The organism is Burkholderia sp. LAS2, assembly GCF_018417615.1.
Classification (GTDB): domain Bacteria; phylum Pseudomonadota; class Gammaproteobacteria; order Burkholderiales; family Burkholderiaceae; genus Burkholderia; species Burkholderia sola.
This window is the reverse complement of the sequence record NZ_CP071054.1, coordinates 965,098-982,425: the sequence shown is the minus strand read 5'-3', so window position 1 is coordinate 982,425 and position 17,328 is coordinate 965,098. Positions and strand designations below refer to the sequence as shown.

Annotated in this window: 3 protein-coding genes; all 3 read left to right on the top strand. The window is 72.6% G+C overall.

Translation table 11 applies throughout. The features are described from left to right. Positions 1-56: 56 nt before the first annotated feature. The 3 genes from JYG37_RS33475 to JYG37_RS33465 are packed head-to-tail and all read left to right on the top strand — an operon-like array spanning position 57 to position 17,327. On the top strand, positions 57-3,305 hold the full coding sequence (locus tag JYG37_RS33475) for a non-ribosomal peptide synthetase (RefSeq protein ID WP_124631916.1): 3,249 nt from the start codon (positions 57-59) through the stop codon (positions 3,303-3,305). Beyond that, complete coding sequence (locus JYG37_RS33470) at positions 3,305-11,299, top strand: non-ribosomal peptide synthetase (protein ID WP_213346778.1); 7,995 nt, start codon at positions 3,305-3,307, stop codon at positions 11,297-11,299. The genes JYG37_RS33475 and JYG37_RS33470 overlap by 1 nt, the downstream gene beginning before the upstream one ends. Further along, complete coding sequence (locus JYG37_RS33465) at positions 11,202-17,327, top strand: amino acid adenylation domain-containing protein (protein WP_502776309.1); 6,126 nt, start codon at positions 11,202-11,204, stop codon at positions 17,325-17,327. The genes JYG37_RS33470 and JYG37_RS33465 overlap by 98 nt, the downstream gene beginning before the upstream one ends. Position 17,328: the final 1 nt, after the last annotated feature.

Genomic DNA, 17,328 nt, shown 5'->3' with positions numbered 1-17,328 from the left:
GGATCGACTCGCCGCGCCGTCCTTCACGTCCTTCATGTATCCAGACAGGGGCTACCATGCGTACCACTTCGCTTTCAGCCTATCAGTACCGCTTCTGGCTCGAGTGGCAGCTCAATCCGCACTCGTCGGCCTACACGACCGCGCTCGTCTACCGCCTGTCGGGGCCGCTGGATCGCGATGCGCTGCGGCGCGCACTGGACGCGTTCGTCCATGAGCATGACGAAGGATGCCGCAGCACGTTCCGGATGGACGGCACTCGCGTGGTGAGGGACGTGCACGACCGGGTGGCGGTCGCGCTCGACTACCGCGACGCGCGGGCGGCGCCGTCGCTGGACGCCGCCGGGGCCGACGCATGGATCGCCGCGCGGGCGGCGCACGTGTTCGCGCTCGACGACGCGCCGCTGTTCCGCTTCGCGCTGCTGCGCGAGGATGCCGATGCGCACCGGCTCGTGCTCAGCTTTCCGCACATCATCTCCGATGCGTTTTCGGCGGTGTACATCAACCAGCGGCTGACGGCGCTGTACAACCACGCACTCGGCGCGGGCCCGGCGCCCGCGTGCACGTTGCGGGATCTCGGTGAGCAGCTCGCGTTCGAAGCCGCGTACCGCGCGTCGCCGCGCTACGATGAAGATCTGGCCTATTGGCTCGGCGCGCTCGCGCATGCGCCGCTCGGGGTCGAGTTCGACACGGCGGCATCGGCGGGGCCGCGCGACGCGCGCATCCACCCGATGCGTTTCGACGCGGACACGATCCGCCGACTGCGCGCACGGGCCCGCGCGAGCCGCTCGACGCCGTTTCTCGTGCTGTCGAGCCTGTTCGCGATCGCGCTGGCCCGCTGGCAGGACGTGCGCGAGCTGGTCGTGACCTATCCCGTCAACATGCGCTCGCCGGGGTTTCACGACGCCAGCGGATGCTTCGTCAACAACCTGCCGATGCGCTTTTCTCTACGGCCTGGCGACACGTTCCGCGACATCGTCGCGCGTACCACCGCCCGGCGCGCGGAAAGCAAGCGCCATCAGCAGCTGTCGCTGACCGACCTCGTGACGGCGCTGCGGCGCTCGCGTTCGCTGGCCGACACGCCCGTCTTCAACGTCGGCGTGACGGAAGCGTTCTTCGTGCAGGATGCGCCGCTCGCCTTCCACGGCGTGCACGCGGAATTGCTGCCGGTGGTCGCCGCCGAGCGGCCGTTCGACCTGAACTTCGCGTATCAGCTGACGCACGACGGCCTGCACGTGAATCTCGAATACGACACCGGCTGCCTGCCGCCGGCGCGGGTCGGCGAATTCGCCGCACGTTTCGGCCGACTGCTGCGCGCGTACCTGGACGACGATGCGCAGCCGGCGCTCGCGGTCGACCTGCTGGCGCCCGAGCAGCGCGCACGGCTTGCGCAATACTGGCACGGGCCCGCGCGCCCGATCGACGCGACGGACTGGCCGGCCCGCTTCGCCGCGCAGTGCGTCGCGACGCCGGATGCGCCGGCCGTCCGGTTCGGCGCGGAGCAACTGACCTATCGCGAACTCGATGTGATGTCGGCCCGGCTCGCGGGCTTTCTCGCGGCGCGCGGCGTGACGCCGGGGGCGCTCGTCGGGCTGTGCTGCGAGCGCTCGACGGAGATGGTGCTGGCGATCCTCGCGGTGATGCGCGCGGGCGCGGCCTACGTACCGCTCGATCCCGCTGCACCGCCGGACCGGTTGAGGCGCATCGTCGACGATGCGGGCCTCGCGCTGCTGCTCACGCAGCGGCACCTGCTGGCGAACCTGCCGGCCGGGCCGGTCGCACGGCATGCGCTCGACGAGCGCGCGATCTGGCTCGCCGCCGAACCGCTGCCGCCGCAACGCATTCACCCGGACGGGATCGCGTACGTGATCTACACGTCCGGCTCCACCGGCGCGCCGAAGGGCGTCGCCAACACCCATCGCGCGCTGGTCAACCGGCTCGACTGGCACGGTTCGCTGCTGCCCGATACCGCGCCGGTGAGCGTGCTGCAGAAGACGCCGTACTTTTTCGACGTGTCGGTCTGGGAATTCCTGTGGACGTTGCAGAGCGGGCATGCGCTGGTGATCGCGCCGCCCGGGCTGCACAAGGACCCGGCCGGGCTCGCGGTGCTGCTGCGCGATGCGCGCATCGCTGTCGCGCACTTCGTGCCGTCGATGCTGAACGCGTTCCTGGATACGGCGTGCGGGCAGGTCTTCCCGGATCTCGCACTGGTCGTCTGCAGCGGCGAGGCATTGCTCGCCGAGCAGGCCGAGCGCTTCCACCGGCTGCTGCCGGGGGTACGGCTCGTCAACCTGTACGGGCCGACCGAGGCCGCGATCGACGTGACCGTGTGGCATTGCACGCCGGGCGACGCTCATGCGTGCGCGGGCGTGCCGATCGGCCGGCCGATCGACAACGTGTCGCTGTACGTGCTGGACGCGGGCCTCGAGCCGTGCGCGCCCGGCAGCGCGGGCGAGCTGTACATCGGCGGCGCGGGCCTCGCGCAAGGGTACGTCGGCCGCCCGGATCTCACCGCGGCGAGCTTCGTGCCCGATCCGTACGCGGGCCGTCCGGGTGCACGCATGTACCGCACCGGCGACATCGCGATGTTCGGCGAGGATGGCGAGCTGCATTACCTCGGCCGGCGCGACGAGCAGGTCAAGCTCAACGGCAACCGGATCGAGTTGCGCGAGATCGAGGCGTGCCTGCTGGCGCTGCCGGGCATCGCGCAGTGCGCGGTGGTGCCGGTGCGGGTGCAGGGGCGCGTGCGGCTGCTGCACGCATTCGTCGAGCCGGCCGCGGGATGGGACAACTGGCCGGTCGACGCGTTGCACGCGGAGCTGGCCGCACGGCTGCCCGACGCGATGCGTCCGGCGCGCATCGACGTGGTGGAGCGCATCGCGCTGCTGCCGGCCGGCAAGATCGACCGCAAGCGCCTGGCCCAGCTCGCCGACGCGGCGCTCGAGACGCGCGCGCACGGCGCCGACGTGCGCACGAAGACGCCGTTCCAGGCCGAGGTCGCCGCGGAGTGGTCGGCCGTGCTGGACGTCGCCGATATCGGACCGGACGACCATTTTTTCATGCTCGGCGGCAGTTCCGTGCAAGCGATCCAGTTGATCGGGCGTCTCAATGGCCGCTACGGGTTGCTGCTGTCGCCGCCGCTGCTGTTCGGCGCGCCGCAACTCGACCGGTTCAGCGCGCAAGTGCTGGTGGCGCTCGGCCAGAAGGCCCAGCAGGAGGACCGCCTCGACGCGCTGCTCGATCGTCTCGCGCCGGACGACATGGACGAACTACTTACAGTGTTTTCATCGTCGGGAGAGCTGGTTTGATGTCGCATAACGATTCCACCGAAAACAAGCGTCGCCAATTGCTCGAAGCATTCGGCAGGCAGCGTGGCGCGGGCAGCCGCGACGCGATCACCCGCCAGGCACGGCCGGCGGACCTGCCCGCGTCGGCGGAGCAGTTGCGGATGTGGGTGCAGATGGCGATCAGCGGCGGCGCCGGCCATTTCCACGTGCCGCACGTGCTGGAGATCGCGGGCACGCTCGACGAAGCGGCATTGCAGGCGGCGCTGCGCGACGTGGTGGCGCGGCACGAGGCGCTACGCACGACGTTCGACGAGCGCGAAGGCCGCCTGTACCAGCGCGTGCATGCCGAGCTGGCCGCGTCGCTGCCGGTGCATCGGCACGCGGCGGATGTGACCGACGCGGAGATCGCGCGCGCGATCACGACCGAAATCGCGCAGCGGTTCGACCTCGCGCACGGGCCGCTGCTGCGCGTGTCGCTGCATCGTCTCGGCGACGCCCGGCAGATTCTCGTACTGACCGCCCATCATCTGATCGTCGACGGATGGTCGCTGGAGCTGATGCTGGCCGACTGGTGGTCGGCCTATGCGGCGCGGCTGGCGGGTCGCGCGCCTGAGCCGCCCGCCAGCGACGCGCCGCAGTATGCGGACTATGCGCTGTGGCAGCAGGCGCGCGGTGCCGCGGACAGCGCGCCGAGCCTCGCCTACTGGCAGGGCCGGCTGACGGGCGCGACGACGCTCCAATTGCCGTTCGCGCTGCCGCGCCCGGCACGGCGCGCGCACGACGGCGAGCTGGTGTTCTTCGCGATTCCCGCCGCCGTGCGCGCGCGGGCCGAGGCGCTGGCGCGGCGGCAGGGCGGCACGCTGTTCACGGTGATGCTGGCCGCGTGGCGCTGCCTGCTCGGAGACTACGCCGGCCAGGACGACTTCTGCATCGGCACGACCGCATCGAACCGCGTGCATCCGGGCAGCGAGCGCATCGTCGGCTTCTTCGCGAACCTGCTCGCGTTGCGCACCGCGCGGCAAGGTTGCGCGACGTTCGCCGCGCTGGTCGAGCGCGAGCGCGACACCGTCGCCGACGCGCTGCGGCATCAGGCGGTGTCGTTCGACCAGGTGGTCGAGCAGGTCGGCGTCGCGCGCGATTCCGCGCGCAGCCCGCTGTTCCAGGTCAACTTCGTGCTGCAGGACATGAAAGGCGCGGTGCCCGGCGCCGCCGAGCGGGCGACGGCGGCCGGGATGCCGGCGATGACGGTGCGCGACGACCTGTACCGCTACGCCCAGTTCGACCTGACGCTGTTCGCCGAGCTGACGTCCGACGGCGTACGCTGCTGCACGGTGTTTCGCACCGACCTGTTCGAGGCCGCCGATATCGAGCGGCTGTCGCGCACCTATGTGCAGTACCTCGACGCGCTGACCGCGCAGCCGGACGCGCCGTTCGGCACGCTCGCGCGCGGCGACGCGGCGACGCTCGACGCGCTGCGCGGCTGGCAGAGCCGGCCGCTCGGGCAGCCGCTGCCCGACTCGATCGGCGCGGTGATCGACGCGCTTGCGCGGCAGCATCCGGGTCGCCCTGCGATCCGCCACGGCGACGCGACGCTCGACTACCACGCGCTGAACACCCGCGCGAACCGGCTGGCGGATCATCTGCGCGATCTCGGCGTGTCGCCGGGCTCGACCGTCGGCCTGTGTCTCGAGCCTGGCGCGGAGCTGATCGTCGCGATGCTGGCGGTGCTCAACGCGGGCTGCGCGTATGTGCCGCTCGACAGCCGCTATCCTGCGGACCGGCTGCGATTCCTGCTCGACGACAGCCAGGTGAGCGTGATCGTCACGCGCGAGGACGTGGTGGCGCGCACCGATGCACTGCGTGACGGCTATCTGAACCTGATCGTCCTCGAGGACCACGACGACGAGATCGCCGCGCGCGACGGCGCGTTCGTCGCGAGCGGGCTGCCGGCGCAGATGCCGGCGTACCTGATGTACACGTCGGGCACCACCGATCGTCCGAAGGGCGTGATCGTGCCGCAACGGGCGATCCTGCGGCTCGCGTACCGGCCGACCTATCTCGACGTGACGCCGGACGACGTGTTCCTGCAGTTCGCGCCGACCGCGTTCGACGCGTCGACCTTCGAAATCTGGACCGCGCTGCTGAACGGTGCGTCGCTCGTGGTGCCGGCCGGACGCGACGCGTCGCTGGACCAGCTCGGGCCGTTGCTGGTCGACGCGCGCGTGACGATGCTGTGGCTGACGAGCGGTCTGTTCGCGGCGATGGTCGATCACGCGTCGGACGCGCTGCGGCGGCTGCGCTACCTCGTCTGCGGCGGCGACGTGCTGTCGCTGCCGCATGTGGAGCGCGCCCGCGCGCTGCTCGAACGCGGGCAGGTCGTCAACGGCTACGGGCCGACCGAGACCACGACGTTCGCGACAGCGTACCCGGTGCGCGACGCGCCGGCGGCGGGGCGCACGGTGCCGATCGGCATGCCGATCCAGGGCACGTCGGTGTACGTGCTCGACGACGCGCTGAATCCGCTGCCTCCCGGCGCGGCGGGCGACATCTACATCGCAGGGCTCGGCGTCGCGCACGGCTACGCGAACCGGCCGGACCTGACCGCGGCCGCGTTCGTGCCCGATCCTTACGGCGGCGAGCCGGGCGCCCGCATGTACCGCAGCGGCGACGTCGGCTACTGGGCGCATGACGGCGCGTTGCATTACCTCGGCCGGCGCGACCGCCAGGTGAAGCTGCGCGGCTACCGGATCGAGCCCGCGGAAATCGAGGCGGCGCTGGTGGCATGCCGTGGCGTGCAGGCCGCCGTCGTGACGGTCGACGCGACGCCGCAGGGCGACAAGCAGCTCGTCGCGTACTGGACCGCCAGTCCGGGCACGGGCACGGGCGCGGACGTACCGGACGAAGCCGGCCTGCGCGCGCAGTTGCGGGCATCGCTGCCGGATCATCTGGTGCCGGCGCGTTTCCACGCGGTGCCGCACATTCCGCTGACGGCGAACGGCAAGGTGGACCGGGCCGCGCTCGCGCGGCTCGCGCCGGCGCAGGCGGCCGCGGAAACGGCGCCCGAGACGCTGACCGACACGCAACGCATCCTGCGCGCGTTGTGGGAAGACGTGCTGGGCCGCAGCGGGTTCGGCCTCGACGACGGTTTCTTCGATCTCGGCGGCGATTCGCTGCTGGCGATCCGGCTGAAGGCGCAGGCGCAGCGCCACGGGCTCGAATTCGAGATCCAGGACCTGTTCGCCCACCAGAGCGTGCGTACGCTGGGCGAGCACATCGAGCGGCAGCGCGGGGCCGGCGCGGGTGCGGATGCGGATGTTGGCGCGGGCGCGCCGGTCGAGGCCGCCGCACGGCGGGCGCCGCTGACGAACGACGCGGACCGCGCGCGGCTGCCGGCCGGCGTCGTCGACGCGTATCCGCTCAGCCGCCTGCAACTGGGGATGCTCTATCACAGCCTGCGGCACGAGCGCTCGAGCCTGTACCACGACGTGATCGGCTACGAGGTCGCGTATGCATGCGACGAAGCCTGCGTCGCGCATGCGCTCGACCGGCTGTCGGCGCGTCATCCGGCGCTGCGCACCGCGCTGCGGATGGAAGGGTTCAGCGTGCCGCTGCAGCTCGTGTTCGACGCGGCGCGCATTCCGCTGGCGGTCACCGACCTGACTGCGCTCGATGCGGCGGCGCAGGCCGCCCGGATCGCCGCGTTCATGGACGGCGAGCGGTTCGCCGCGTTCGACGTCGCCGCCGCGCCGCTATTCCGTTGCTTCGTGTTCAGGCTGGCGGCGCAGCGCTTCAAGCTGGTATGGAGCTTCCATCACGCGATACTCGACGGCTGGAGCGAGGCCGCGCTGACCGCCGAATTCATCCGGCTCTACACGGCGGGCCTGGCGGGCGCGCAAGACGGGCAGAACGACGAGCCGGTGCAGGCCGGTTACCGCGATTTCATCGAGCGCGAACAAGCCGCGCTCGCCGATCCGGCCCAGCGCGATTTCTGGCGCGGCCAGCTCGACGGCGCACAGGCGCTGTCGCTGCGCCGCGCGCCTCTGACGGCCGACGCGGCAGACGAGCGCGTGGATTATCTGGAGGTCGAGATCCCCGCCGAACTGGAGGCGGCGCTGCGTGCGCTCGCGCGCGACGCGAACGTGCCGCTCAAGAGCGTGCTGCTCGCCGCCCATCTGCGCGCGCTGCAGGCGCTGAGCGGGCGGCGCGACGTGCTGACGTCGATGGTGACGCACGTGCGGCCCGAGACCGAGGATGCGGAGCGTGCGGTCGGGCTGTTCCTGAATTCGGTGCCGGTGCGCGCGGCGCTCGACGGCGCCGCATCGCCGGTCGCGCAGGTGCGGCAGGTATTCGAGATCGAGTCGGGCATTTTCCGGCATCGTTTTTATCCGTCGCAGCAGATCCGGCAGGACAGCGGCGGAATCGAACTCGGCGAGGTGCTGTTCAATTTCACGAGCTTCCACGTGCTGCGCGAGCTGGACGACGCGGACGTGCGGATGCTGGCGGGCCGCGACGGCCACGCGGTCAACAGTTTTCCGGTGCAGGTCGATTTCTCCGTTTCCGCGAGCGACCAGCGGCTGCGCTGCATCGTCGGCTATCGGGCCGACAGCCTGCGGCGTGCCGACGCGCAAGACATCGTGCACGCCGAGCACGAGGCGCTGCGGCGGCTCGCCGGTGCGCCCGCGGCGACGTGGCTGCCGCCGGCCACGCTCGCGCGGCTCGACGAGTGGGCGACGCCGAAGCCGCGGCTGCCGGTCGGCGCGAGCGTCGGCGAGCGGCTCGCCGCGTGCGCGGCCGCCGCGCCGGACGCCGTCGCGCTGATCGACGACGCGGGCGAGACGACCTATGCGGCGCTGCTCGAGCAGTGCGACCGGCGCGCGGCGGCGCTCGCCGCGCTGGGCGTGCGGCAGGGCGACGTCGTGGCGGTCTGCGCGGGCCGCTCGGCGGCGACGCTGCAGACGGTGCTCGCGCTGTTCCGGATCGGCGCCGTGTATCTGCCGCTCGATCCCGCGTTGCCGGAAGCGCGCCATCGCTTCATGGTGGACGACGCGCGCCCGGCGGCGATCGTCGGCGATGCCGCCGCGCCCGCCTGCCTGCGTGCCTGCGGCGTGCGTTTCGTCGAGCTGGCGGCGCTGGCGCAAGCGAGCCACGCCACCTTGGCCGCCGCGCCGCGCGTCAGCCCCGGCGAGCCCGCCTACATCCTCTATACGTCCGGCTCGACCGGCACGCCGAAGGGCGTGCTGTGCCGCCAGGAAGGCATCCTCGCGTTGTTCGATGCGCTTGCCGACACCTATCCGCTCGCCGCGGGCGACCGCGTGCTGTGGAAGACCGCGCAATCGTTCGACGTGTCGCTCACCGAAATGCTGTGGCCGTTGATGAAGGGCGCCGCGATCGTGATCGCGCGGCCGGACGGCCAGTACGATCCGCGCTACCTGCAGCGCGCGATCGAGCAGCATCGCGTGACGGTGGTCAACTTCGTGCCGTCGATGCTGCACCTGTTCCTGCAATCGCTCGACGCCGGCGCGGCGAGCCCGCTGCGCGCGGTGTTCGCCGCCGGCGAGCCGCTGCTGCCCGCGACCGTCGAGCTGGCGGCGCGCGTGCTGCCGCACGCGCCGCTCTTCAACGCATACGGCCCGACCGAGGCCAGCATCTACGCAACCGTGTGGCGTTGCGCGAGCGGCCCGGTGCTGATCGGTCGCGCGGTGGGCGACGTCGGCACGCATATCCTGTCGCCCGAGCTCGCACGGCTGCCGATCGGCGTGACGGGCGAACTGTACCTCTCCGGGCGCGCGCTGGCGTCGGGCTACCTGAACCGGCCCGAACTGAGCGCGGAGCGTTTCGTGCCGAACCCGTATGCGACGGGCGACGCGGATCGCGTGCTGTATCGTACCGGCGACCTGGCCCGCTTCGATCGGCACGGCGACATCGAATTCGTGGGCCGCGACGACCAGCAGGTCAAGGTGCGCGGCTTCCGCATCGAGACGGGCGAAGTCGAATCGGTGCTGGGCCGCCATCCGGGCGTCGCCAAGGTCGCGGTGCTGGCGCGTTCGGGTAGCGCGGGCGCCGTGCTCTGTGCGTTCGTGCAGGCGGCGGGCACGCTGCCGGACGGCGCGCTGAAGGCGCATGCGCAACAGGCGCTGCCGCCGTACATGGTGCCCGACCGGATCGTCGTGCTCGACGCGATGCCGATGACCGGCAGCGGCAAGATCGATCGCCTCAGGCTGGCCGACTGGCCGCTCGATGCGGCGAGCGTCGCCGATCGCGCCGTCCCCGCCAACGCCGCGCGCCGCGCGCCCGGCGATGCTCAAGCGGCGGTCGCCGCGATCTGGCGCGACGTGCTCGGCCTCGCCGAGATCGATCCGGACACCAACTTCTTCGACGCCGGCGGCCACTCGCTCGCGCTGATCCAGTGCCAGGCGCGGCTGCGCAGCGAATTCGGCCGCGACGTCGACATCGATCACCTGTTCCGCTATACGACGATACGCACGCTGGCCGGCTGGCTGTCCGCGTCCGGCGAGCCGGCGGCCGATGCCGGCGGCACGGCCGAGGCCGCACGCGCGTCGCAGGTCGACAGCCGCGACGTCGCGATCATCGGGATGAGCGCGACCGTCTCGGGCGCGGACGACGTCGAGCAGTTCTGGCGCATGTTGCTCGCGGGCGAGGACGGCATCACCCGGCTCGACGACGCGCGGCTGCGCGCGCTCGGCGTGCCGGACGAGCTGCTCGGCAATCCGCGCTTCGTCGCCGCGCGCGGGTTGATTCGCGATCCGGACTGTTTCGACGCCGCGTTCTTCGGCTATACGCCGCGCGAAGCCGAGATCATGGATCCGCAGCAGCGCAAGCTGATGGAGGAAAGCTATCGCGCGCTCGAGGACGCCGGTTACGCCGGGCCCGGGCCCGCGCGCGACGTGGGCGTCTACGTCGGCGTCGGCGCGAGCCAGTACCTCGCGAACCACGTGCTCGGCAACCGCGACGCGGTCGACGCGCTCGGGCTGTACCAGATCAACGTGCTGAACCAGGCCGCGACGCAGATCGCCTACCGGCTGAATCTCACCGGCCCCGCGGTCACGCTGAACACCGCGTGCTCGACGTCGCTGGTCGCGCTGCACATGGCCGCGCGCGCAGTCGCGCAGGGCGACTGCGAACTCGCGCTCGCGGGCGCGGCGTCGATCGGCGTCGACGGCGTGCCGGGCTATCTGCACCGTACCGGCGGGATCTTTTCCGCGGACGGCTATTGCCGCGCGTTCGACGCGGCCGCGAGCGGCACCGTGGAGGGCAGCGGCGCGGGTGCGGTCGTGCTCAAGCGGCTCGATCTCGCGCGCCGCGACGGCGATCACGTGTATGCGATCGTCAAGGGCTCCGCGATCAACAACGACGGTCACGACAAGGCCGGCTACACCGCGCCGAGCCCTGCCGGCCAGGCACGGGTGATTCGCGCCGCGCTGGCGGACGCGGGCGTGGACGCCGCGTCGGTCGGCTATGTCGAGACGCACGGCACCGGCACGCTGCTCGGCGACCCGATCGAAATGGCCGCGCTGAAGGCGACCTACGGCCAGCATCCGGCACGTGCGCCGCGCCTGCTCGGCGCGGTCAAGACGAGCGTCGGGCACCTGGACAGCGCGGCGGGGCTCGCGGGCGTGATCAAGGCGGCGCTCGCGCTCGAGCGCGGCAAGGTGCCGGGCACGCTGCACTTCGACACGCCCAATCCGCTGCTCGAACTCGACGACGCGGCCTTCCGCATCACCGCGCAAGCGACCGACTGGCCGGACGGCGGCGCGCCGCGCCGCGCGGCCGTCAGTTCGTTCGGCATCGGCGGGACCAATGCGCATGTGATCCTGGAAGCCGCGCCGCCGGAGGCGGACGCGCCGACGGCCGCCGCCGCGCATTGCCTGGCGGCTGTCGGCCGCCACGCCCGACGGGCTGCGGCGCGCGGCGGACGGCCTCGCCGCCGCGCTGCGCCGCCACCCCGAATGGGCGCTGGCCGACGTCGCGTATACGCTGCAGGCCGCCCGGCATGACCATGCGTGCCGCGCGTTCGTGGTCGCCGAGTCGCGCGACACGGCGCTCGACGCGCTGGCGGCTGGCGTGTCGCCGGTCGCCGACGACGCGCCGTCCGCGCGTCCGGTGATCTTCCTGTTCACCGGGCAGGGCGCGCAGGCCGCGGGGATGGCGCGCGACCTGCATCGCGAGAATCCGGTGTTCCGCGCGGCGCTCGACCAGGTGTGCGGGCGGTTCGCGAGCACGGCCGGGCTCGCGCTCGAACCTTACCTGCTGGGCGACGCGAACACCACCGACACCGCGCTGGTGCAGCCGCTGCTGTTCGCGTACGAGTACGCGCTGTATCAGGCGTGGGCAGCGCTGGGCGTGACGCCGGATTACCTGATCGGCCACAGCCTCGGCGAATTGGTCGCCGCGTGCTGCGCGGGCGTGTTCTCGCTCGACGATGCGGTCGGCTTCGTGGCGGCGCGCGCGGCGGCGATGCAGGCGCAGCCGGCCGGCGCGATGCTGTCGATATCGATCGCGGAGGACGAGCTGGCCGCGCAATTGCCGCCGACGCTCGCCATCGCGGCGGTCAATGGGCCGTTGCAATGCGTGGTGTCCGGCCCGGTGGATGCGGTCGACGCGTTCGCGGCGCACCTGCGCGACGCGGGTGTCGCGCATGCGCGGCTCGCGTCGTCGCACGCGTTCCACTCGCCGATGATGACGGACGCGGCGGCGCGCGTGCACGCGCATGCCGCGACGATGACGCTGCATGCGCCGCGCATCCCGTTGATCTCCAACCTCGACGGCGCGCTGCTGGACGCGCCGCGCGCCACCGATCCGGCGTACTGGGCCACGCACGTACTCGGCACGGTGCGCTTCTCGGCAGGCGTGCGAGCACTGGCGGCACTGGGTGATGCGCTGTGGGTCGAGATCGGCCCGCGCGACGTGCTGGCGGCGCTGGTGCGCGCGCATCGCTGCGCGCCGGCCGACGCGGTGCTGGCGAGCTTCACGGAGCGCGCGCCGCGCACGATGGCCACGCTGCTCGCCGGCTACGGGCGGCTATGGGCGAAGGGCGCGCGGCTGACACGGCGCGACGCCTACGCGGGCGAGCGCCGCAAGCGCCTGCCGTTGCCGGGCTATCCGTTCGAGCGGACGCGTCACTGGCTGCCGGCACGGCACATCGAGCGCGTGCAGCCGGACGCGTTGCCGCCGTCGATTGCAGCGGTGGCCGCGCCGGCCTCGGTCGACACCGCGCCCGCTGCTTCGGCCGAGACCGACGACGTGCGGCATGCATTGACGCGTATCTGGACCGAGTGCCTCGGCCACGAGCGGATCGCGCCGACCGACGATTTCTTCGAGCTGGGCGGCGATTCGCTGCTGGCCGGGCGCGTGCTCACGCGAATTCACGAGCGGCTGAATGCGGAGCTGACGCTCGACGCGTTCTTCGGTGCGCCGACGATCGACGGGCTGGCCCGCGCGATTCGCGTGCAGTCCGAACCGACGCCGCCTGCCCTGCAGGCGGCAACGACGCCGGACGGCCTGTCGGGCGCCGGGCCGCGCCGCGCGCCGATGTCGTTCCAGCAGCGCCGGCTATGGACGCTCGAACGGCTCGGCATGGGCGGTTCGGTCTTCCACCTGCCGCAATGCCTGCACCTGCACGGCGAGCTCGACCGCGCCGCGCTGCACGCGGCGCTCGCGGGGCTGGTCGCGCGCCATCCGGCGCTGCGCACGTCGTTCCACGAAGGACCGGACGGCGACGGCGAGCAGCACGTGCATGCCGACGCGACGGTCGCGCTGTCGATCCATGCGTACGCAGGCGGCACGGACGACGCACTGCGCGCGTTCATCGCGCAGCATCGCGACGCGCTGCGGGCGGAGCCGTTCGATCTCGCGCGGCCGCCGCTGTTTCGCGCACGGCTGCTCGAACTCGGGCCGCGCCGCGCGTGCCTGCTGATGTCGTTCCATCACATCGTCGTCGACGGCTGGTCGTTCGGGCTGATCGCGCAGGATCTCGCGTCGCTGTACGGTGCGGCGAGCCAGGGCGGCACGCCGGATACCGAACCGCCCGCGTGGGATTACGCGGACTACAGCGAGGAGCAGGCGACGCGGTTCGCCGCCGGGCACTACGCGGCGCACGAGGCGTTCTGGGCGCACCTGGACGGCGCGCCGGTGCTCGACCTCGGCGCCGATCGACGCCGCGCACGCACGCCGGGGCGTCTCGCGCGCAGCGGCCGCGTCGCGGTGGATGCCGAGCGTGCGCGGCAGGTCGACGCGCTGGCGCGGCGCTTGCGGACGACGCCGTACGTCGTGTTCCTGTCCGCGTTCCTGCTGATGCTGTCGCGGCGCACCGGACAGCGCGACCTGGTGGTCGGGTCGCCGGTCGCCAACCGCGCGTCGAGCCGCACCGAAGGGCTCGTCGGCTTTTTCGTCAACCTGCTCGCGCTGCGCGTGGCGTTCCCGGCAGCCAGCCGCGCGCGGGCGTGGATCGAACGGGTGCGCGACTGCGTGATGGCCGCGCACGCGCACCAGGACTATCCGTTCGAAAAGCTGGTCGAGCGCTTCGCGGGCCCGCGCGACACGTCGCTGACGCCGCTGTTCCAGGTGGTGTTCTCGATGCAGGAGGCGCCGGTCCGCCATGTGCGGATCGGCGGGCTGGACGTCGCGTTCGAGGACACGCCGGAAACGGAAACCGAATACGACCTGACGATGAACCTGCATCGCGACGGAGCGGGCTACGGCGGCGTGCTGCTGACGCGCGACGGCGCGCTGGAGCGTGGCGAGGCCGACGAGGTGATCGAACAGTTCCAGGCCGCGCTGGACCTGCTGCTGACGCTGCCGGACGATGCGCCGCTCGGCGACGCGGGCGTGCTGTCGGCCGCACAGCGGCAGGCCTGGCAGGCGGCGTCCGGGGTGGCCGACGTGTCGTCGTGGGCGGCGTCCGACCTCGTGTCGCTGCTGTCGGGCACGCTGACGGACGGCAACGCCGCGCCGGCGGTCGCCACCGCGCACGAGACGCTCAGTTACGCGGCGCTGCGGGCCCGGGTGGAGCAGGTTGCGGGCGCGCTGCACGCGCGCGGCGTCCGCGCCGGCGAGCGCGTCGCGCTGTGCTTGCCGATGGGGCTCGACGCACTGGTGGCGCTGCTCGGCGTGCTGCGCATCGGGGCGACGTACCTGCCGCTCGATCCCGCCGCGCCGGCCGCGCGGCAGCACGCGATCCTGTCGCAAGCGGCGCCGGTGCTGCTCGTGCACGACGCGACGGCGCCGCCGCCGACGTGGCCCGGATGCGCGGCGATCGCGTTCGCCGCGCTTGGCGACGCGTCCGCCGGCGCGCCGCCCGCACGTATCGATCCGCAACGGGCCGCCTATACGCTGTTCACGTCCGGTTCGACCGGCGTGCCGAAGGGCGTCGACGTCAGCCATCGGGCGGTCGCGCAGAAGATCCAGGCACTGTGCGCCGCGTATCGCATGACGGCCGACGACCGGGTCGTGCAGTTCTCGTCGCTCGTGTTCGACGTGTCGATCGAGGAAATCTTCACGACGCTGTCCGCCGGCGCCTGTCTGCTGCTGCTCGAGCGCACGGCGTGGCCGACGCTCGGCGCGTTCAGCGGCCTGCTCGACGCACAGCGTGCGACCGTGCTCAACCTGCCCGCGTCGTTCTGGCGCGAATGGGTGCGTGCGATCGGGCTCGGCGAGGCCGCGCTGCCGGCGCGGCTGCGGCTGGTCGTGACGGGCAGCGAGACGGTGCCGCTCGCGGCCGTGCAGACATGGCGCGCCGTGACGGGCGGCCGCGTGGCGCTGATGAACGCGTACGGGCTGACGGAGAGCGTGATCACGTCCGTCGTGCACGACGTGCCGGCCGACGCGCGCGCGGATGAACGCGACGTGCCGATCGGCGCGCCGCTGCCCGGCACCACGGCCTATGTGCTCGACGCGCACCTGCAACCGGTGCCGCCGCTGTGCCGCGGCGAGCTCTATCTCGGCGGCGGCGCACTCGCGAGCGGCTACCCGGGCCGGCCCGGCCAGACGGCCGCCGCGTTCCTGCCCGATCCGTTCGCCGGACAGCCGGGCGCGCGCATGTATCGCACCGGCGACCTCGTGCGTCGCGACGGGGCGGGCGCGCTGATCTACCTCGGCCGCAGCGATCGCCAGATCAAGGTGCGCGGCGTTCGTGTCGATCTGGCCGAAGTGGAAGCGCTGCTGCTCGAACAGGACGGCGTGCGCGAGGCCGCAGTGCGGCTGTCGGGCGGACCCGACGCGCCGGCGCCGCGCCTGGAGGCGTTCATCGTCGTGGGCGCCGACGCATCGGGCGCGGCGGACACGTCACGCGAGGCGGCGCGCGAGCGGCTGCGCGCGCTGCGCCGCGTCGCGCCCGCGCATCTGGTGCCGCATGCGCTGGCAATCGTGCCGTCGCTGCCGAAGACGTCCGGCGACAAGATCGATCGCCAGTGGGTATCGACGGCGGTGCTGCCGGACGCGGCCGCGGACGGCGACGACACGCCGCCGCTGCGCGCGCTGCTGACGGTGCTGCGCGACGTGCTGCGGCTGGAGCGGATCGGCCGCGACGACAACTACTTCGGGCTGGGCGGCGACTCCATCCTGGTGCTGCGCGCCGTCGCGCAGCTGAACCGGGCCGGCTGGACGGTCGACCCGCAGGATTTCTTCGCGAGCCCGACCCTCGGGGACCTGGCCGATTGCCTGCGGCCGCTGGCGGCGCGACCGGACGCGCACGATGTGTCCGCGTTCCCGCTGACGCCGTATCAAAGGCGCGTGCTGCAGCGCCCGCACGCGCACCACTGGAACCGCGCGTTGCTCGTTCGGGCGGCGCAACCGCTCGACGCCGACGCGCTGCGGGCCGCGCTCCGTTCGCTGCTCGACGCGCATCCGGGGCTGCGCTGCGTATTCGATCGCGGCGCGCTGTCGGGCCGCGTCGCGCCGGCGGACACGGACGCCGTGCAGCGCTGCTTCAGCAGCCACGACCTGGTGGCGGACGATGCGGCGCGCTTCATCGTCGCGCACAGCACGACGCTGCAGCAGGGCTTCGATCTCGCGCACGGGCCGCTGGTGCGGATCGCGCACTACCGATGCGGCGCGGCCGGCGACCGGCTGCTGCTCGTCGTGCACGGTCTCGTCGCGGACAGCCATGGCTGGGCGGTGCTGCTGGACGACCTCGCCAATGCGTATGCGGCGCATGCGGACGGCCGGACGCCGGCAGTGGCCGCGCCGACGCTGGCGTACCCGGCCTATCTTCGCGCGCTCGACGCACGCATGGCGGCCGCGCGGCAGGCGGGCGAAACCGCCGCGTACTTTGCGCCGATGGCGGCCAACGTCGCGCTGCCGCGGGATCGGCACGCGGAAGCCGGCGCGAACGCCGAGGCGAGCCAGCAGGTCGTGCGCGACCGGCTGACCGGCGAGGCGGCGCGACGGTTGCTGGCCGTCGTGCCGCAGCGCCTGCGCGTGAAAGCCGCCACCGTCGCGATCGCGGCGGCGGCGCGCGCGCTCACCGACTGGGCGGGCGGCGCGGTCGTCGCCGATCTCGGCCGGCACGGCCGCGACTGGCTCGACGACGGGCCGGCGGTCGAGCGCGCGGTCGGCTGCTTCGTCTGCGACGTGCCGCTGCTGTTGCCGCATCGCGCCGGCGTGCCGGGCGTCGCCGCGCTGCGCGAGTGGGAGGCGACGCTGGCCGCGCTGCCGCTGGCGGCGCTGGGCGGTGCGGACCTGCCGCCGCCCGCCGGCGTCGATCCCGACGCGTGGCGGCGCTGCGTGCAGCCGCAGGTCAGCATCGATTTCGTGTCGGCGGCCGCCGCGCGTCCGTCCGCGTGGTTCTCCGCCGCCACCGAGGCGGTGGGCACGGACCGCGCGGCAACCGACGAACGTTCCCATCTGCTGAACCTCGTCTGCGTCGCGGGCGACGGCGAACTCGCGTTCGAGTGCCGCTACAGCGACGCCGTCCACACGCGCGCCACCGCCGAACAGTTGCTGCGTCGGTGGCGCGAACACATGGAGGCCGCGCTCGCGCATGTCGCCGACGCAGCCGTTCCCGTAGTCGAACACGATCATTCCTGAC